This is a genomic window from Polynucleobacter sp. MG-28-Ekke-A2 (assembly GCF_035012985.1).
Taxonomy (GTDB): domain Bacteria; phylum Pseudomonadota; class Gammaproteobacteria; order Burkholderiales; family Burkholderiaceae; genus Polynucleobacter.
Genome location: NZ_JAYGQU010000012.1, coordinates 1 through 14,733, shown reverse-complemented (window position 1 = coordinate 14,733; position 14,733 = coordinate 1). Strand labels below are relative to the sequence as shown.

Sequence of the window (14,733 nt, the reverse complement as noted above, 5' to 3'; positions counted from 1 at the left end):
TTAAAATCGTCGGATTAAAAAATTTAATCTTCATAGGGAAACATATGACTTCAACTACCAGCGGCCAAATTAATGTGAATGCGCCAGCTTACGTAAAAAACAAGCGTCTAATTGAGTGGGTTGGCGAAGTGGCAGCCCTTACCAAGCCTGACGCCATTCGTTGGTGTGATGGCTCACAAGCTGAATACGACGAATTGTGCGAGTTGTTGGTGAGTGCTGGTGTATTTAAGCGCCTTAACCCTGCTAAGCGTAAAAACTCATTTTTAGCTTTGTCTGATCCTGAGGATGTGGCGCGTGTCGAAGATCGCACCTTTATCTGCTCAGCAAAGAAAGAAGATGCTGGTCCAACTAACAATTGGGTAGAGCCAAGCGAAATGCGCGCAACATTGAATCCATTGTTTGATGGTTGTATGCGCGGTAGAACCATGTATGTAGTGCCCTTCTCTATGGGCCCAATTGGTTCGCCAATCGCACACATTGGTGTCGAGTTATCTGATAGCCCTTATGTGGCGATCAATATGAAGTTGATGACTCGCATGGGTAAAGCGGTAATCGATCAGCTTGGCGCTGACGGCGAGTTTGTTCCTTGTATTCACACTGTGGGCAAGCCTTTGGCCGCTGGTGAAAAAGACGTTGCATGGCCAAACAACAAAAACAAATACATTGTTCACTACCCAGAAACACGTGAGATTTGGTCTTTCGGTTCAGGCTACGGCGGCAATGCATTGTTAGGTAAAAAATGTTTTGCATTACGCATCGCCTCCAATATGGGTCGCGATCAGGGTTGGCTGGCTGAGCATATGCTGATCTTGGGCGTATCTTCCCCCGAAGGTAAGAAATATCACATCGCAGCCGCATTCCCATCTGCGTGTGGCAAAACCAACTTCTCCATGATGATTCCTCCAAAGGGATTCGAGGGTTGGAAAGTAACCACTATTGGCGATGACATTGCTTGGATCAAGCCACGCAAAGATGCTGTTACTGGCAAAACCCGTTTGTTTGCGATTAACCCAGAGTCTGGCTATTTCGGTGTAGCTCCTGGAACTAACCGCCAAACAAACCAAAACTGTATCGACTCTCTCAATCAAGACGTGATCTTTACAAACGTTGGTTTGACTGATGACGGTGATGTTTGGTGGGAAGGTTTGACAGAAACTCCACCAGCACATTTGATCGACTGGCAAGGTAAAGACTGGACTCCAGCTGATGGGGCTGCTGGCCGTAAAGCCGCGCATCCAAACTCACGCTTTACTGTTGCGGCGACCAACAACCCAGCGGTTGATCCAAATTGGGATGATCCCGCAGGCGTTCCTATTGATGCATTCTTGTTTGGCGGCCGCCGTTCAAATACCGTACCTTTGGTTAGCGAGGCGCGCGATTGGGTAGAGGGCGTTTACATGGCTGCAACATTGGGCTCTGAAACCACCGCAGCAATTACGGGCCAAATTGGAGTTGTACGTCGCGACCCATTTGCAATGATTGCATTTGCTGGTTACAACATGAGCGACTACTTCCAACATTGGCTCAATATTGGTAAGAAGCTTGAAGCCGAAGGCGCAGTATTGCCAAAGATCTATTGCGTGAACTGGTTCCGCAAAGATGAGAATGGCAAGTTTGTATGGCCAGGCTTCGGTGAAAACATGCGCGTTCTTTCTTGGATTTTGGGCCGCGCAGAAGGTAAGGCAAGCGGCAAAGAAACCCCATTTGGTATTACTCCAGAGTACACAGATATGCATTGGGGTGGTCTCGACTATTCCGCAGAAAAGTTTACTAAAGCAATCACCGTTGGAATTGATGATTGGAAGAATGAGCTTAAGCTGCACACAGAATTGTTCGAGCACCTTGGCGATCGCTTGCCAAAAGAGATGAAAGAAACTCGCTCCAAGATCGAACAACGCCTGAATGCTTAAGCTTCATAAGCTGATAGCAGCATCAATCGTTTTATCAATACTTAATCAATGACCAAACCCCAACACCATGAAATAGTGGTGATTGGGGCAGGCATTTGTGGGGCAACCATTGCAAATGAGTTGCTCGAGCGTGGCAAAGCTGTTTGTATTATTGACGCCGCTCCATCTCCGGCCACCGCCTGTTCAAGTCATGCTTATGCCATTGCACATCCGCATATTGGCAAAGGCACTCCCCGTTTATTGCGTCTGACGCGCCTTGCATTTCTTCTGGCCGAGGCACGCTGGAAAAATATGTGGCATCAATACGGGATATTTCAGCCGACCAAAAAAGATAAAACCTTTGATCGAGCTGCAACAGAAGAGCATCTGCGTTCATTGAATCTTGATGAAGAGATGGCTATTGCCATGGATGCTCAAGAGGCTAAACAGTTTTGTGGAATTGAGCAAAGTGGTGTTTGGTTGCCGCGTGGCGCCAGTTTAAATCTGCATGAAACAAGCAAGGGGTTGTTACACGAACAACAGCGATTAACTTGTGTGTGGAACACGCGCATCGCGCGCTTAGAGGAGCTCAGCAATCAGTGGCATTTATTTGATGCCTCAAACAATCTGATTGTGACTGCAAATCAAGTTGTGGTGGCCTGCGCCATTGAAGCAAAAGATCTTATGAATAGTATCGGTATTCGTTTGCCCTTAAGGCCTGTGCGCGGTCAGTTGAGCATTTTCACGGTTCGGCAAAATGACCCTTGGATCAAAAAATTACCCCAGGTTGGCATCTCTGGAGGTGGATATTGTTTGCCTGCCAAGCAACTTGATGATGGTAGCTATCAATGGATTGTTGGCTCTAGTTTTGATGAGGGTGAGGATGACCTCTCACCAAGAGAAATCAGTGATGACTTCAATCGTGAGCAAGCTAAGCGCTTAGTGGATTACGAAGAAGGAAATCTTTCGTCGTTAATAAAGTCTGGAGATTTTGTTGGTGTGCGTTGTGTTGCTGGTGATCGTTTACCAATCATCGGCGCACTTCCTCAGCGCCCAGGAATATTTTTAGCTACTGCCTTGGGGTCGAGAGGAATTTTGTGGTCCGCTCTAGCGGCTAAGCTGATTGCAGCTCAACTGCTAGAGGATGACTTTGCTTTACTTGCTCGTTTAGGTTTCGCTGCAGACTTAGTCACCGCACTAGCGCCTGCCCGTTTTTTTGCTGGGGCAGCACCTTCGGCTTTAGGTGCTTTGGCCTCAAATTCAAAACCAATTTTGCCAGCAGAATCTAGCGCTAAATAGGCCTTAAAGCCACGCCCAGTACGGTTTGACTTAAAGTTGGTCAAAAGATCCGTCTTACCCTCTTTCAGCAATTTCTGAACCTGTTCTGGTGACACCTCTTGTTGCAACACCACTTTTCCGGTTTTGAAATCGCATGACTTATTTGGGCCAGTATTGTTTTCGCAAACGTAACGCATTCCATCTTCATATACTGCGCCTGAACATTTTGGACAAACACCTAGCGCTAAACGGCCAGTGAAATCAACCGCTTCAGTTTCATCATCTTGCGTATTACCAAAATCAAATTCGAGCTTGAAGCCTGCGTTCGGATAATCTTTATCGTCTTCCGGAATTTCGCTTAGCTTAATAATCGCTGCAAATGGGCGCCCCATTTTGCTGCGGAAACCTTGTAGTGGCCCGATGGTTTTTTCACGCAACAACTCTTCAACTTCAGGATATTCAAATGCGCGCCCACCAGGTGTTTTGCTGATGGTAAAGCCACACTTTTCACAGGCAAAACGTCGATAGTTTTCTTTTACCGGACCCTTACAGTGTGGGCATGGCGTGGTCATAGTGGCGTAGTCGCCTGGAATGGTATCGCTATCGTATTCCTTAGCGCGCTTGACGATTCGTTGAGTCATTTGCGCGATCTCTTGCATGAACGTGTCGCGATTCATCTTGCCCTGTTCGATGAGAGAAAGTTTGTTCTCCCAACTGCCGGTGAGATCTGGGCGAGTTAACTCTTCGACATCTAAGCCGCGCAACAAAGTCATCAATTGGAACGCTTTAGCTGTTGGAATCAACTCACGAGCTTCTCGCACCATGTATTTTTCAGCGAGCAGACCTTCGATAATGGCGGCTCGAGTTGCTGGCGTACCCAATCCCTTTTCAGCCATCGCTTCGCGCATGTCATCATCATCAACCCACTTACCCGCACTTTCCATTGCGGAGAGTAAGGTTGCTTCTGTATAGCGTGCTGGCGGCTTGGTTTTCAATGGCACTGCTGCAATAGACTCAGTTTGTACTGCTTCACCCTCTTGGACTGGAACGAGTTCATCGTCTGCTTGATTGGATTTGCCGTAAACCGTTAGCCAACCAGGGTTTACAAGCACACGACCTTCGGTTTTAAAGTGGTGTCCGGACGCCTCGGAAATGCGTGTGGTCACGCGGAACTCTGCGGCAGGATAAAATACAGCCAAGAAGCGGCGCACAACCAAGTCGTAGAGCTTGGCTTCGGGCTCGCTTAAAGTTTTAGGCGTTTCTAATGTTGGGATGATCGCAAAGTGATCAGAAATTTTAGAGTTATCAAAAATTCGTTTGTTTGGCTTTACCCAACCATAGCCGGCTTTGGCCTTAGGATCCTTTGGGTCACCCTTCAAAATTTGTTTAGCAAAAGCACGATAGTCTTGCGAATGCTCAGCAAGGTTCTCCATGGTTTGTTTAACGGTATCGAGGTAGTCTTCAGGAAGCGCTTTTGCGTCGGTACGTGGATAGGTTAATACTTTGTGGCGCTCATATAAAGCCTGTGCAAGACCTAATGTATTTTTTGCAGAGAATCCAAAACGCGCGTTCGCTTCACGTTGCAAGCTCGTTAAATCAAATAGCTGAGGAGCAAGCTGAGTAGCAGGCTTGGCTTCTTCAGTCACGCTTGCTTTTTTGCCGCGGCATGCAGCCACAATGCTTTGAGCTGCCGCCTCACTCCATAGGCGGTTCTCGCGCGCGTCGGGCTCGGCAGCATCCTTTTTGAATTTAGGGTCAAACCAGCGGCCTTCATACACTCCAGCAGCAGCGATAAATTCAGCCTTTACTTCCCAATAATCTTTGGAGATGAACTTGCGAATGAGCTCTTCGCGCTCCACCACAATAGAAAGTGTTGGAGTCTGTACGCGACCTACAGTCGTTAAGAAGAAGCCACCGCTCTTGCTATTAAAAGCTGTCATTGCGCGCGTGCCATTGATGCCGACCAACCAGTCAGCCTCTGAGCGACAACGAGCCGCATCAGCAAGAGGCTTCATATCTTCATCGCTGCGTAAATTGGTAAAACCTTCGCGAATGGCGGCTGGAGTCATCGATTGCAACCATAAGCGCTGAATAGATTGCGACGCCTTTGCGTGTTGCGCAATTAAGCGGAAAATTAATTCCCCCTCACGTCCCGCGTCACAAGCATTAATGAGCGCAGTAACATCTTTGCGCTTAATGAGCTTTTGTAAAACCTTGAGGCGCGACTCCGTTTTTGCAATCGGACGTAAATCAAAATATGGCGGCACCACCGGCAAGTTGGCAAATGACCATTTGCCACGTTTTACGTCAAATTCTTCGGGGGCAGCAATTTCTAATAAATGGCCAACCGCGGAAGAAATTAGGAATTCATCGCTCTCAAAATAATCTTCATACTTTGTAAAGCCACCTAAGGCCTTAGCAATGTCATTGGCAACAGAAGGCTTCTCTGCAATGATGAGCGCCTTAGGGTGATCTCCAGCGCTAGCCTTTGGGCTGCTTTTTTTGGTAGTTGCTTTAGTTGCCACGCGTTATGCCTAAATTTGAGCTAGAAATGATGTTTTTTTGGGTAAAACGGATGGCCAATTTAAACCAAAATCGGACTTGGCCAATTGCATACCCTTTTTTATTATTAACCGATAAATTGGGAAAAGTCCAAAAACCGCTATTTTTGGCCAGTTTTGGGCGGGTTGATACCCCCGGTTTTCAGATAAAAACCCTTTTCTGGCTGTTTAAATAGCGTTTTTGCTTAAAAACAAAGCTCTTCAAGAACATCATCCGGCCTAAAGGTTAGTTTTGCACCTTGCTGAATAAGTAGATGGCAGCCGGCAGAATTTGCGCTGTGGATGGGCCCAGGAAGGGCAAAAACCTCTCTTCCAAGGTCTGCGGCCAGGCGAGCAGTGATAAGGGAGCCCGACTTTTCAGCCGCCTCTATTACAACGACGCCAAGCGCTAAAGCGGCAATGATGCGATTTCTTCTAGGAAAGTGCCATGCCTTAGGCCCTGACCCCAGAGGGAGCTCAGACACCAATACTCCCTGCTGGCTGATGGCCCGAGATAGTTCGATATTTTGCCGAGGGTAGACGACATCTATGCCGGTTCCTAATATTGCCGCAGTGCAGTGATTGGGCCCAAGCCCAATGGCAGACCTATGGGCAGCACTGTCAACCCCCTTTGCTAGGCCAGAAACGATCAAGGCGCCCGCTTTCGATAGCGCTTGGGCAAACAGGCATGCATTTTTTAAACCTTCAGGGCTGGCGTTTCTTGAGCCTACGATCGCAATCATAGGTCTCTTCAGAAGATGAATGTCCCCATATATATAAAGAGAGCCTGGGGGATCATATAAATCATGGAGGCGATTTGGGTAATGGGGGCTCTGGCGGTTGATTTGGAGAATGGAATTGGGCGTCGGCGAAGTTTGCATAAATCAATTTTGTTCTTTGGGGGAATTGCGGCAATCAGGACAGACTGATAGCTCTGTTGGATAATTCTTATATGGCTTTGTTACCCGTCCTTTGTTACCCAGACCCGCGCTTGCACAAGGTTGCTAAACCAGTGGAGCAAGTGGACGCTCGTATTAAAAAAATTGTCGCCGATATGGCAGACACTATGTATGAAGCTCCCGGTGTTGGCTTGGCAGCGACTCAGGTGGATATTCATGAGCGCATTGTGGTGATTGACGTGTCTGATGAACAAAATGAACTGATGGTTTTTATCAACCCAGAAATTGTTTGGGCAAGCTCTGAAACAAAATCTTGGCGCGAAGGTTGTTTATCTGTTCCAGAGTTTTATGACGAAGTCGAGAGGCCATCCGAGATTCGAGTGAAGGCACTAGATGTTGAGGGTAAAGAATTTGAAATAGAGGCCGATGGTTTATTGGCAGTTTGTTTGCAGCACGAGTTAGACCATTTGCAGGGCAAAGTATTTGTGGAGTATTTATCCATACTCAAAAGAACTCGTATTTCACAAAAAATGAAGAAGCGCGCAAAAGAATTAGTAGGTCAGCGCTAAGCGCCCGAATGAAAATCGTCTTTGCTGGAACTCCTGAGTTTGCTGCGCAAGCGATGCGCGCAATTTACGATGCTGGTCATGAAATTGTGTTGGCTTTAACCCAGCCCGATCGTCGTGCCGGCAGAGGCATGCACCTTCAGGCAAGTCCAGTTAAAGAGTTTGCTTTGCAGAAAAATATTCCTGTGCTCCAACCAGAGACATTGCGGCTCACTAGTTCCGATCCGCAAAAGCAGGCGCAAGCGGTGGCGGCCAATGAGCGCTTATCCTCTATTGACTTTGACGCCATGGTGGTGGTGGCCTATGGTTTGATCTTGCCCCAAGAGATCTTGGATGTTAGCGAGAGAGCAGGAAGACACGGCAGCTTTAATATTCACGCTTCTCTATTGCCCCGTTGGCGTGGTGCGGCGCCAATTCAGCGAGCAATTGAATCTGGCGATGCCAAAACGGGGGTTTGCATTATGCAAATGGATGCTGGCTTGGATACCGGAGACACTGTTTTAGTAGCGGAACTTGAAATCGCTCGTGATGAAACGAGCGCAAGCTTGCATGATTGCTTAGCAGGGCTTGGCTCAAAATCGATAGTAGATGTTTTAAATGCTTTAGAGCAAGACAAAGATTTATCTCGAGCACCCCAAGAAAAAGACGGCATTACTTACGCCGAAAAAATATTGAAGAGTGAGGCGGAGATCGATTGGACCCTCAGCGCCAAAGAAATCGACCAACGTATTCGGGCCTTTAATCCCTTCCCGGGGGCAAGCAGCAATCTCAATGGACTGGCTGTGAAGTTTTGGGATTCAAGGCTTGCAGACCCTAAGGCTGTCATCGCCACCGGTACTGTAGGCGAGGTCCTTGGGTTTGGTAATAAGGGCGCATATATACAGTGTGGTGAAGGGGTGCTTGAGGTCTTAGAGATGCAAAAACCGGGCGGTAAAAAAATAGATGCCAAAACGTGCTTGCAGCCGATTGGTGTTGGTGAAAAATTGTTGCGCTTTAAAACAAAGGAGTAGAAATGTTTAATTTTGCAAAGACTGCTGTTTTGATGGCAGCAATTACTGCACTCTTTATTGTGGTTGGCGGTATGTTGGGTGGTGAACAGGGCATGTTGATGGCCCTAGTACTGGCCATTGGAATGAATTTTTTCAGTTATTGGTTTTCCGACACCATGGTGTTGAAGATGACTAATGCACAGCAGGTTGATGAAAGATCTGCCCCCCAGTTTTACGGACTCGTTAAAGAGTTGTCGGAGAAGGCTGGCTTGCCGATGCCTAAAGTATTTTTAATTAATGAAGATGCTCCTAATGCTTTCGCAACAGGACGCAATCCAGACAATGCATCGGTTGCCGCAACAACAGGCATTCTGAAAATTCTCTCGAATCGCGAACTGCGCGGCGTGATGGCACATGAGCTTGCCCACGTTCGCCATCGTGATATTTTGATTTCGACTATCGCCGCCACTATGGCGGGAGCCATTTCAGCATTGGCCAACTTTGCCATGTTCTTTGGTGGGCGAGATTCTGAGGGTAGACCAAACAATCCGATAGCTAGCTTGATGGTGGCAATTTTGGCCCCGATTGCAGCAAGCCTAATTCAAATGAGCATTTCTCGCGCAAGAGAATACGAGGCAGATCGCGGTGGTGCAGAAATAAGCGCTGATCCTGAGGCGCTAGCACAGGCATTAGAAAAAATTCACAACTACGCACAAGGCATCCCGTTTCAAGCGGTTGAACAACATCCTGAAACAGCGCAGATGATGATTCTCAATCCCTTGAGTGCCGGGGGCCTTGGGCAACTATTTTCAACCCATCCACCCACTGAAGAGCGGGTGGCACGCTTAATGAGCATGGCTAAAAACGGGGTATATCCCGGAGCAAATTAATTTGACTGATCAAAAAACACCACGCAGTCTCCCGCTCTCTGAAGCAATCACGATTGCCGCACAAGCGGTAAGCGAGGTGATGAGCGGAAGATCGCTTACAGAGGTTCTGGATCAGCTAGAGGCCCATGAGCGCCCGATCGTGCAGAGCCTGAGTTTTGATGCGCTCCGTAAATGGGTGCGCTCCCATGAATTCATTAAGCAATTTATTCCAAAGACTCCGCCTCCTGAAGTGGATCATTTGCTCAGCGTTGCGATTGCCTTATTTTTGCAAGATCCAGCCGAGAGCAAGGGCTATCCAGCTCATACGATTGTGGATCAGGCAGTGAAATCCTGTGGCGAATATGACGAAACCATGTATGCCAAAGGTTTAGTGAATGCGGTCCTGCGTAAGGTAAGCCTCGTAGTGCAACCGCCAGAGGGCGAGAAGCATTTTCCGCCAGATCCAATTCCAATGTATGTGCCTGCGTGGTGGCGAGCAAACCTCAAGCGCAATTACTCCAAAGCATGGCAATCCATTTTGTTTCAACAAGCCAAGCGTGCACCATTAATTCTGCGTGTAAATCAAAAGCAATATACGCGTGAGCAATATCAATCCTTATTATCCGAGGCCGGAATATCATCAAAACCAATAGATGAGTTGGCTGGCGTTCAATTGCCTTCCGCTCTCTTGTTGCCTCAGGCGGTTCCCGTCTCCGACCTACCTGGTTTTTATACTGGTGCTGTGTCTGTGCAAGATGCGGGTGCACAGCTGGCTGCGATCTTATTAAATCCGCAGGTGGGAGAGTTAGTGTTGGATGCCTGTGCGGCTCCCGGTGGAAAAACGGCGCATCTATTGGAGCTTGCAGATTGTTCAATGCGGGCTTTAGAGCTGGACGGCGAGCGCATTGGAAAGATTGGCGGTAATTTAGATCGCCTTCGCTTGCATTCCGACAAAGTGCACGTCTTACGCGGCGACGCCTCCAAAGCGGCTTGGTGGGATGGCATTCTTTTTGACAAGATTCTGCTTGATGCTCCCTGCTCAGCTTCTGGAATAGTGTCGCGACATCCTGATATTCCATTTTTAAGGCGCGAAGCAGATATCCGGGCTCTGCAAGAAAGGCAGCGAGCCATTTTGAATCAGGCGTGGAAGATGCTCCAAGTGGAGGGCACCCTTTTGTACGTCACTTGCTCAATATTTCCAGAGGAGGGCGAGGAGCAGGCTTTTTGGTTTGCTGAGCAGCACTCCAATGCGGTACGATTAGCCGCTCCGGGCCAGATTTTGCCTGGTGAGCTAAACGACGGTTTTTACTATGCTTTGTTTAAGAAAAATGGGCCATGAGCCGAAGAATTAAACAATTCCTCTTTTTGTTCTTGATGGTGTTGGGTATTTTTTCAACCACCGTTAGCGCCGAAGGAATCAAGATCAAATCCTTTGAGTTGGAGAAGGTGGATAACGACTGGCTTCTCAATGCAGCTTTTCAGATCGAGCTATCTCCCGGACTGGAAGACGCAGTACAAAAAGGCGTCGTCCTCTATTTCCAAACGGAGTTTGATTTAATGCGATCGCGTTGGTATTGGTTTGATGAAAAGTCTGTGCTTGTGCAAAGGCAGACGCGGCTTTCTTATCAGCCATTGACACAGCAGTACCGAATTGCTTCAGAGGGCTTTACCTTTTCTGCCAAAACTATGTCTGAGGCATTGCAGGCGGTGGGGAGTATTGGTGGGTGGCGAGTCATTGACGGCACTCAACTAGATTCCAGTAAATCGTATACGGCCAGCATGCGAATGAGCTTAGATCTCAGTAAGCTACCAAAACCATTTCAAGTAAACGCACTCAATAACCGCGAATGGAATGTATCAAGCGATTGGTATCGCTTCCTATTTTCTCCTAATGGCCCTAATTTAATTAAGCGATGAGATCGATAGCAGCCATGCTAGACCCGGGCTTTTTTACATCCAAGGCTTGGAGTAAAAAAATAATTCCAATCACGATAGGCGTGATTGGCGCCTTTGCTTTATTACTTTTAGTTTTATTGGCGATTGCCTCATCCAATACAGAATTTTTTGATAATTACTTCATTTGGCTCTATGCCGCGAATGTAGTGATTGGGGTTTGCTTAACTCTGGTTATTTTGATTTTGGTGGCTGTTATCGCCGTGCGATGGTATCGCGGGCACTTTGGCACGCGCTTGATTGCAAAGTTAGCAATGATTTTTGCTTTAGTCGGAATTGTTCCGGGCTTAATTTTGTATGGCGTTTCATTACAGTTTGTGTCGCGTAGTATTGAGACTTGGTTTGACGTCAAAGTGGAGACAGCCCTGAACTCGGGCTTAGAGTTGGGGCGCGTTACTTTGCGAGTGGCCCAAGAAGAAATTTTGGGCGAGGGTAATTTCATCGCCGAGCAGATTGTCCAAGTTCCATCGGGCACAACTACTGAGCAGGTAGCTGCATCAGTAATGAAAATTCGCAATCAATTTGGCATTCAAGAGGTTAGTCTCTTCAATATGAAGCGCAATTTGATTTTCACTAGCGAGCTAAAGCCTAAAAAATACTTTCCTGCGCCCAGCGCCGATGTGATTGCAGAAGCATTTAGCAAGAAAGGAGTGACCTTTTTAGACCAAATTGAAGTAGAAGGTGGCCAACGCGGTTATCGAGTCAGGGCAATTGTTCCCGTTATAAGAAAAAAATTGATTCACAACAAATTAGAATCTGGCAAAGAGATCGAAGACAAATATTTTTTACAACTAGTGCGCTATATACCTACCCCGTTGGCAAAAAACATTTTTGCTGTGGAGTCTGCATACAGTGAATATCAAGAAAAAGCGTTGGGGCGTACCGGCCTTCGCAAGATGTTTGTGGGAACCTTAACCCTTACCCTTTTCTTTGCAGTATTTGTGGCCATTACTTTGGCTTTGATGTTGGGTAGGCAGCTTGCACGCCCCCTTCTAATGCTTCTGAGAGGCACCCAGGCAGTTGCACAGGGAGATTTATCTCCCAAGCCAGAGCTCGATACTGGCGATGAACTTGGCATGCTTACACGGCAATTTAATGTCATGACTAGGCAGTTGGCCGACACCCGAACTTCTTTGCAAGAATCCAAAGCATTCTTAGAGCGCGTATTGGGAAGCCTCACGGCAGGAGTATGCATTTTTGATAAAAACTACAACGTTGTTTCTAGCAATGCGGGCGCAGATCGTATTTTTGGTCAAGACCTTACCCTACTCGATGGAAAGCCCCTCGGCAGCAGACCAGCTCTATTGGAGTTTGAGGGGGCCATCAAAGAAGGCTTTTCTACTATGAAGCTCGCAGTCCTGGGCGAGGGAGATGTAGAACAAAAAACCGCGCCGACTAATGCGCCGGTGTGGCAAAAACAAATTCAACTACACACTACAAATGAATTTGAAAATGAATTGGGGGTAACTCTGTTTGTGCGCGGTACAGAGCTGACTGGCGATTTACGTATGGTTGTTTTTGATGACATTACTGATGTGGTGAGCGCACAAAGATCTATCGCTTGGAGTGAAGTTGCTAGACGTCTTGCTCATGAAATTAAAAACCCTCTAACGCCCATTCAGCTCTCTGCGGAAAGATTGCAGCATAAGCTTGCGGGTAAGCTGAGCCCAGAGCAAGAGGAAATGATTAATCGCAGCACCGAAACCATCATTGGTCAGGTACAAGCCATGAAAGAAATGGTGAATGACTTTAGGGATTTTGCGAAGACGCCAACTCCACAACTCAAGCCTGTTTCCATCAACACGCTCACCTCAGAAATTTTGGGTCTATACGAGGGCAGTCCATTGCGCACTCAGTTAGATCCTCATTGCCCAGAGATCATGGGGGATCCCACACAACTAAGACAGGTAATCCATAACTTGCTACAAAATGCTCAAGATGCCACTCTTGAGGGGCCTCGCCCCAATAGTCCGGTAGAGGTTAAGACAGAATTAGTCCCTTATGGCGAACACAATGGCGTAGCTCAAAATGCTGTGCGATTAACAATAAGTGATAGTGGGGTTGGATTTCCAGCTAAGATATTGGCAAGAGCCTTTGAGCCTTACGTAACAACAAAGAGCAAAGGCACAGGTCTGGGTTTGGCAGTAGTTAAGAAAATTATTGATGATCACTCGGCCAAAATTGAAATTCGGAACCGTATGCAGGGTGAAGAAGTGGTTGGTGCGAAAGTGTCAATATTGTTTATGAATCTAGCAAAAGAGGCAGCATAAGCATGGCTAGTATTTTGGTTGTTGATGACGAGATGGGAATTCGTGAGCTTCTCAATGAGATTCTCACGGATGAAGGCCATACTGTGTACGCTGCAGAAAGCGCTGTACAGGCACGCACTATTCGCGAACAAATGCGCCCCGATTTAGTCTTATTAGATATTTGGATGCCCGATACCGATGGTATTACCTTATTAAAGGAGTGGTCCAATACTGGCCAGCTCACGATGCCAGTAGTAATGATGTCTGGGCACGCAACGATTGACACTGCAGTTGAGGCCACGCGTATTGGCGCACTCAATTTTTTAGAAAAACCGATTGCTCTACAAAAGCTTTTAAAGACGGTTAGTAAAGCCCTGGAGAGCTCTCCTAAATATGTAGAGCCAGAACAGGTTAGAGCCGTTCAGTCGAGTGCTAGCTCCGTTATCGCACCAAAGCAAACAACAACCGAGTTGGTTGCCCCACCTACTGAGGGTGAATACATCAGTGGAATTGCAAAAACGTACTTTGATCTTCCTTTGAGGGAGGCAAGAGATTTGTTTGAGAAGGCGTATTTTGAACATCAAATGCAAATCATGGGCGGCAGTATGACCAAGATTTCAGAGTACACAGGTCTAGAGCGAACCCATTTGTACCGCAAACTGAAGGCCTTGGGAATAGATACCTCACGCAATAAGGGCGAGAGCTAGGTGACCGCCTAATAAGGGCAAGTACCACAAAACCTAGAAATCACGGGGTACTAAGCAAATTTGAGGATGATCCAACCCAATTCGTTATAATTCCAAGTCTTGGCCTGGTAGCTCAGTCGGTAGAGCAGAGGATTGAAAAAAATATTTTTCGATGTTTGACAGTTGTAAACATTAGTCAAAAGCTTCTCTTCACAGCGCCGTTCAATTCGCAGAAAAATCTGCGGCACACAATAAAAAAATCACACACTAAATTTTGTTCGCAGAGTATTGCGTGGGATTTTTGCGACGATAAAAAACTAATCGTCGTCCAAGTAGGCATTTGAAAACATACTTGCGTGTATGTCCTCGCTACAGCAACTATTCACAACACAGTTTGACGCAAACACTATTAAACAAGTAAAGCTGATGGACGGCAAAGCCTTGCTGTATAAGCGTCCGCAGTCGGTGCAGTGGCAAGTGCGATTTAAGTTGGCAAACAACAAGTGGCATAGCACGACAACAAATACTACTGACATAGAGCAAGCAAAGATAAATGCGATTGCAATATATGAAACTGTAAAAATAAAAACAGATGCTGGCTTGGCAATCACAACAAAAATATTTAAGCAGATAGCATTAGATGAAATTGCAAATATGAGTAGAGCATTGGATAACAACATTGGTCGTCGGGTAATCCCCCCACCCCTTAACCTGACTTAAAAGTAGAATTTCTAAGTTGTTTGATTTAAAGGAAATTCTATGAAAACCTCCCGTTTTACCGATAGCCAAATCATGGGCATCCTCAAGCAAGCCGA

11 protein-coding genes and 1 pseudogene are annotated in these 14,733 nt (G+C 46.9%); 10 read left to right on the top strand and 2 right to left on the bottom strand.

What is annotated here, in order from left to right:
* Positions 1-44: 44 nt before the first annotated feature.
* Positions 45-1,910, top strand: coding sequence for a phosphoenolpyruvate carboxykinase (GTP) (locus tag VC188_RS08280; RefSeq protein WP_323483632.1), 1,866 nt, complete (start codon positions 45-47; stop codon positions 1,908-1,910).
* A gap of 48 nt (positions 1,911-1,958) precedes the next feature.
* Positions 1,959-2,960, top strand: a pseudogene (mnmC, locus tag VC188_RS08275) (FAD-dependent 5-carboxymethylaminomethyl-2-thiouridine(34) oxidoreductase MnmC); the annotation flags it as partial.
* A gap of 59 nt (positions 2,961-3,019) precedes the next feature.
* On the opposite strand, the gene VC188_RS08270 reads toward mnmC, so the two are convergent.
* Positions 3,020-5,692, bottom strand: a complete 2,673-nt coding sequence (locus VC188_RS08270) for a DNA topoisomerase III (protein ID WP_323483631.1) — start codon at positions 5,690-5,692, stop codon at positions 3,020-3,022.
* Positions 5,693-5,913: 221 nt separating this feature from the next.
* A complete protein-coding gene (gene dprA, locus VC188_RS08265) occupies positions 5,914-6,588 on the bottom strand; it encodes a DNA-processing protein DprA (RefSeq protein WP_323483630.1) in 675 nt (224 codons plus the stop codon).
* A 71-nt stretch (positions 6,589-6,659) separates the two neighbouring features.
* Between dprA and def the strand changes: the two genes are divergently transcribed.
* From def to VC188_RS08225, 8 genes are all read left to right on the top strand, one after another.
* Positions 6,660-7,175: a peptide deformylase gene (def, locus tag VC188_RS08260; RefSeq protein WP_323483629.1), complete on the top strand. Its 516-nt coding sequence runs from the start codon at positions 6,660-6,662 to the stop codon at positions 7,173-7,175.
* Between the two features lie 8 nt (positions 7,176-7,183).
* Entirely contained in the window at positions 7,184-8,182 is a 999-nt protein-coding gene (gene fmt, locus VC188_RS08255) for a methionyl-tRNA formyltransferase (protein ID WP_323483628.1), read from the top strand.
* A gap of 2 nt (positions 8,183-8,184) precedes the next feature.
* A complete protein-coding gene (gene htpX / locus VC188_RS08250) occupies positions 8,185-9,051 on the top strand; it encodes a zinc metalloprotease HtpX (protein ID WP_323483627.1) in 867 nt (288 codons plus the stop codon).
* Position 9,052: 1 nt separating this feature from the next.
* The gene (rsmB, locus tag VC188_RS08245) at positions 9,053-10,369 is read left to right on the top strand and encodes a 16S rRNA (cytosine(967)-C(5))-methyltransferase RsmB (protein WP_323483626.1); all 1,317 of its coding nucleotides are present in this window, start codon (positions 9,053-9,055) and stop codon (positions 10,367-10,369) included.
* The gene (locus VC188_RS08240; RefSeq protein ID WP_251368481.1) at positions 10,366-10,947 is read left to right on the top strand and encodes a DUF4390 domain-containing protein; all 582 of its coding nucleotides are present in this window, start codon (positions 10,366-10,368) and stop codon (positions 10,945-10,947) included. The genes rsmB and VC188_RS08240 overlap by 4 nt, the downstream gene beginning before the upstream one ends.
* Entirely contained in the window at positions 10,944-13,253 is a 2,310-nt protein-coding gene (locus tag VC188_RS08235) for a sensor histidine kinase (protein WP_323483625.1), read from the top strand. Before VC188_RS08240 ends, VC188_RS08235 begins: the two co-directional genes overlap by 4 nt.
* Before the next feature lie 2 nt (positions 13,254-13,255).
* Positions 13,256-13,939, top strand: coding sequence for a response regulator (locus tag VC188_RS08230; RefSeq protein WP_215321231.1), 684 nt, complete (start codon positions 13,256-13,258; stop codon positions 13,937-13,939).
* 339 nt (positions 13,940-14,278) lie between these two features.
* A complete protein-coding gene (locus VC188_RS08225; RefSeq protein WP_323483624.1) occupies positions 14,279-14,638 on the top strand; it encodes a hypothetical protein in 360 nt (119 codons plus the stop codon).
* Positions 14,639-14,733: the final 95 nt, after the last annotated feature.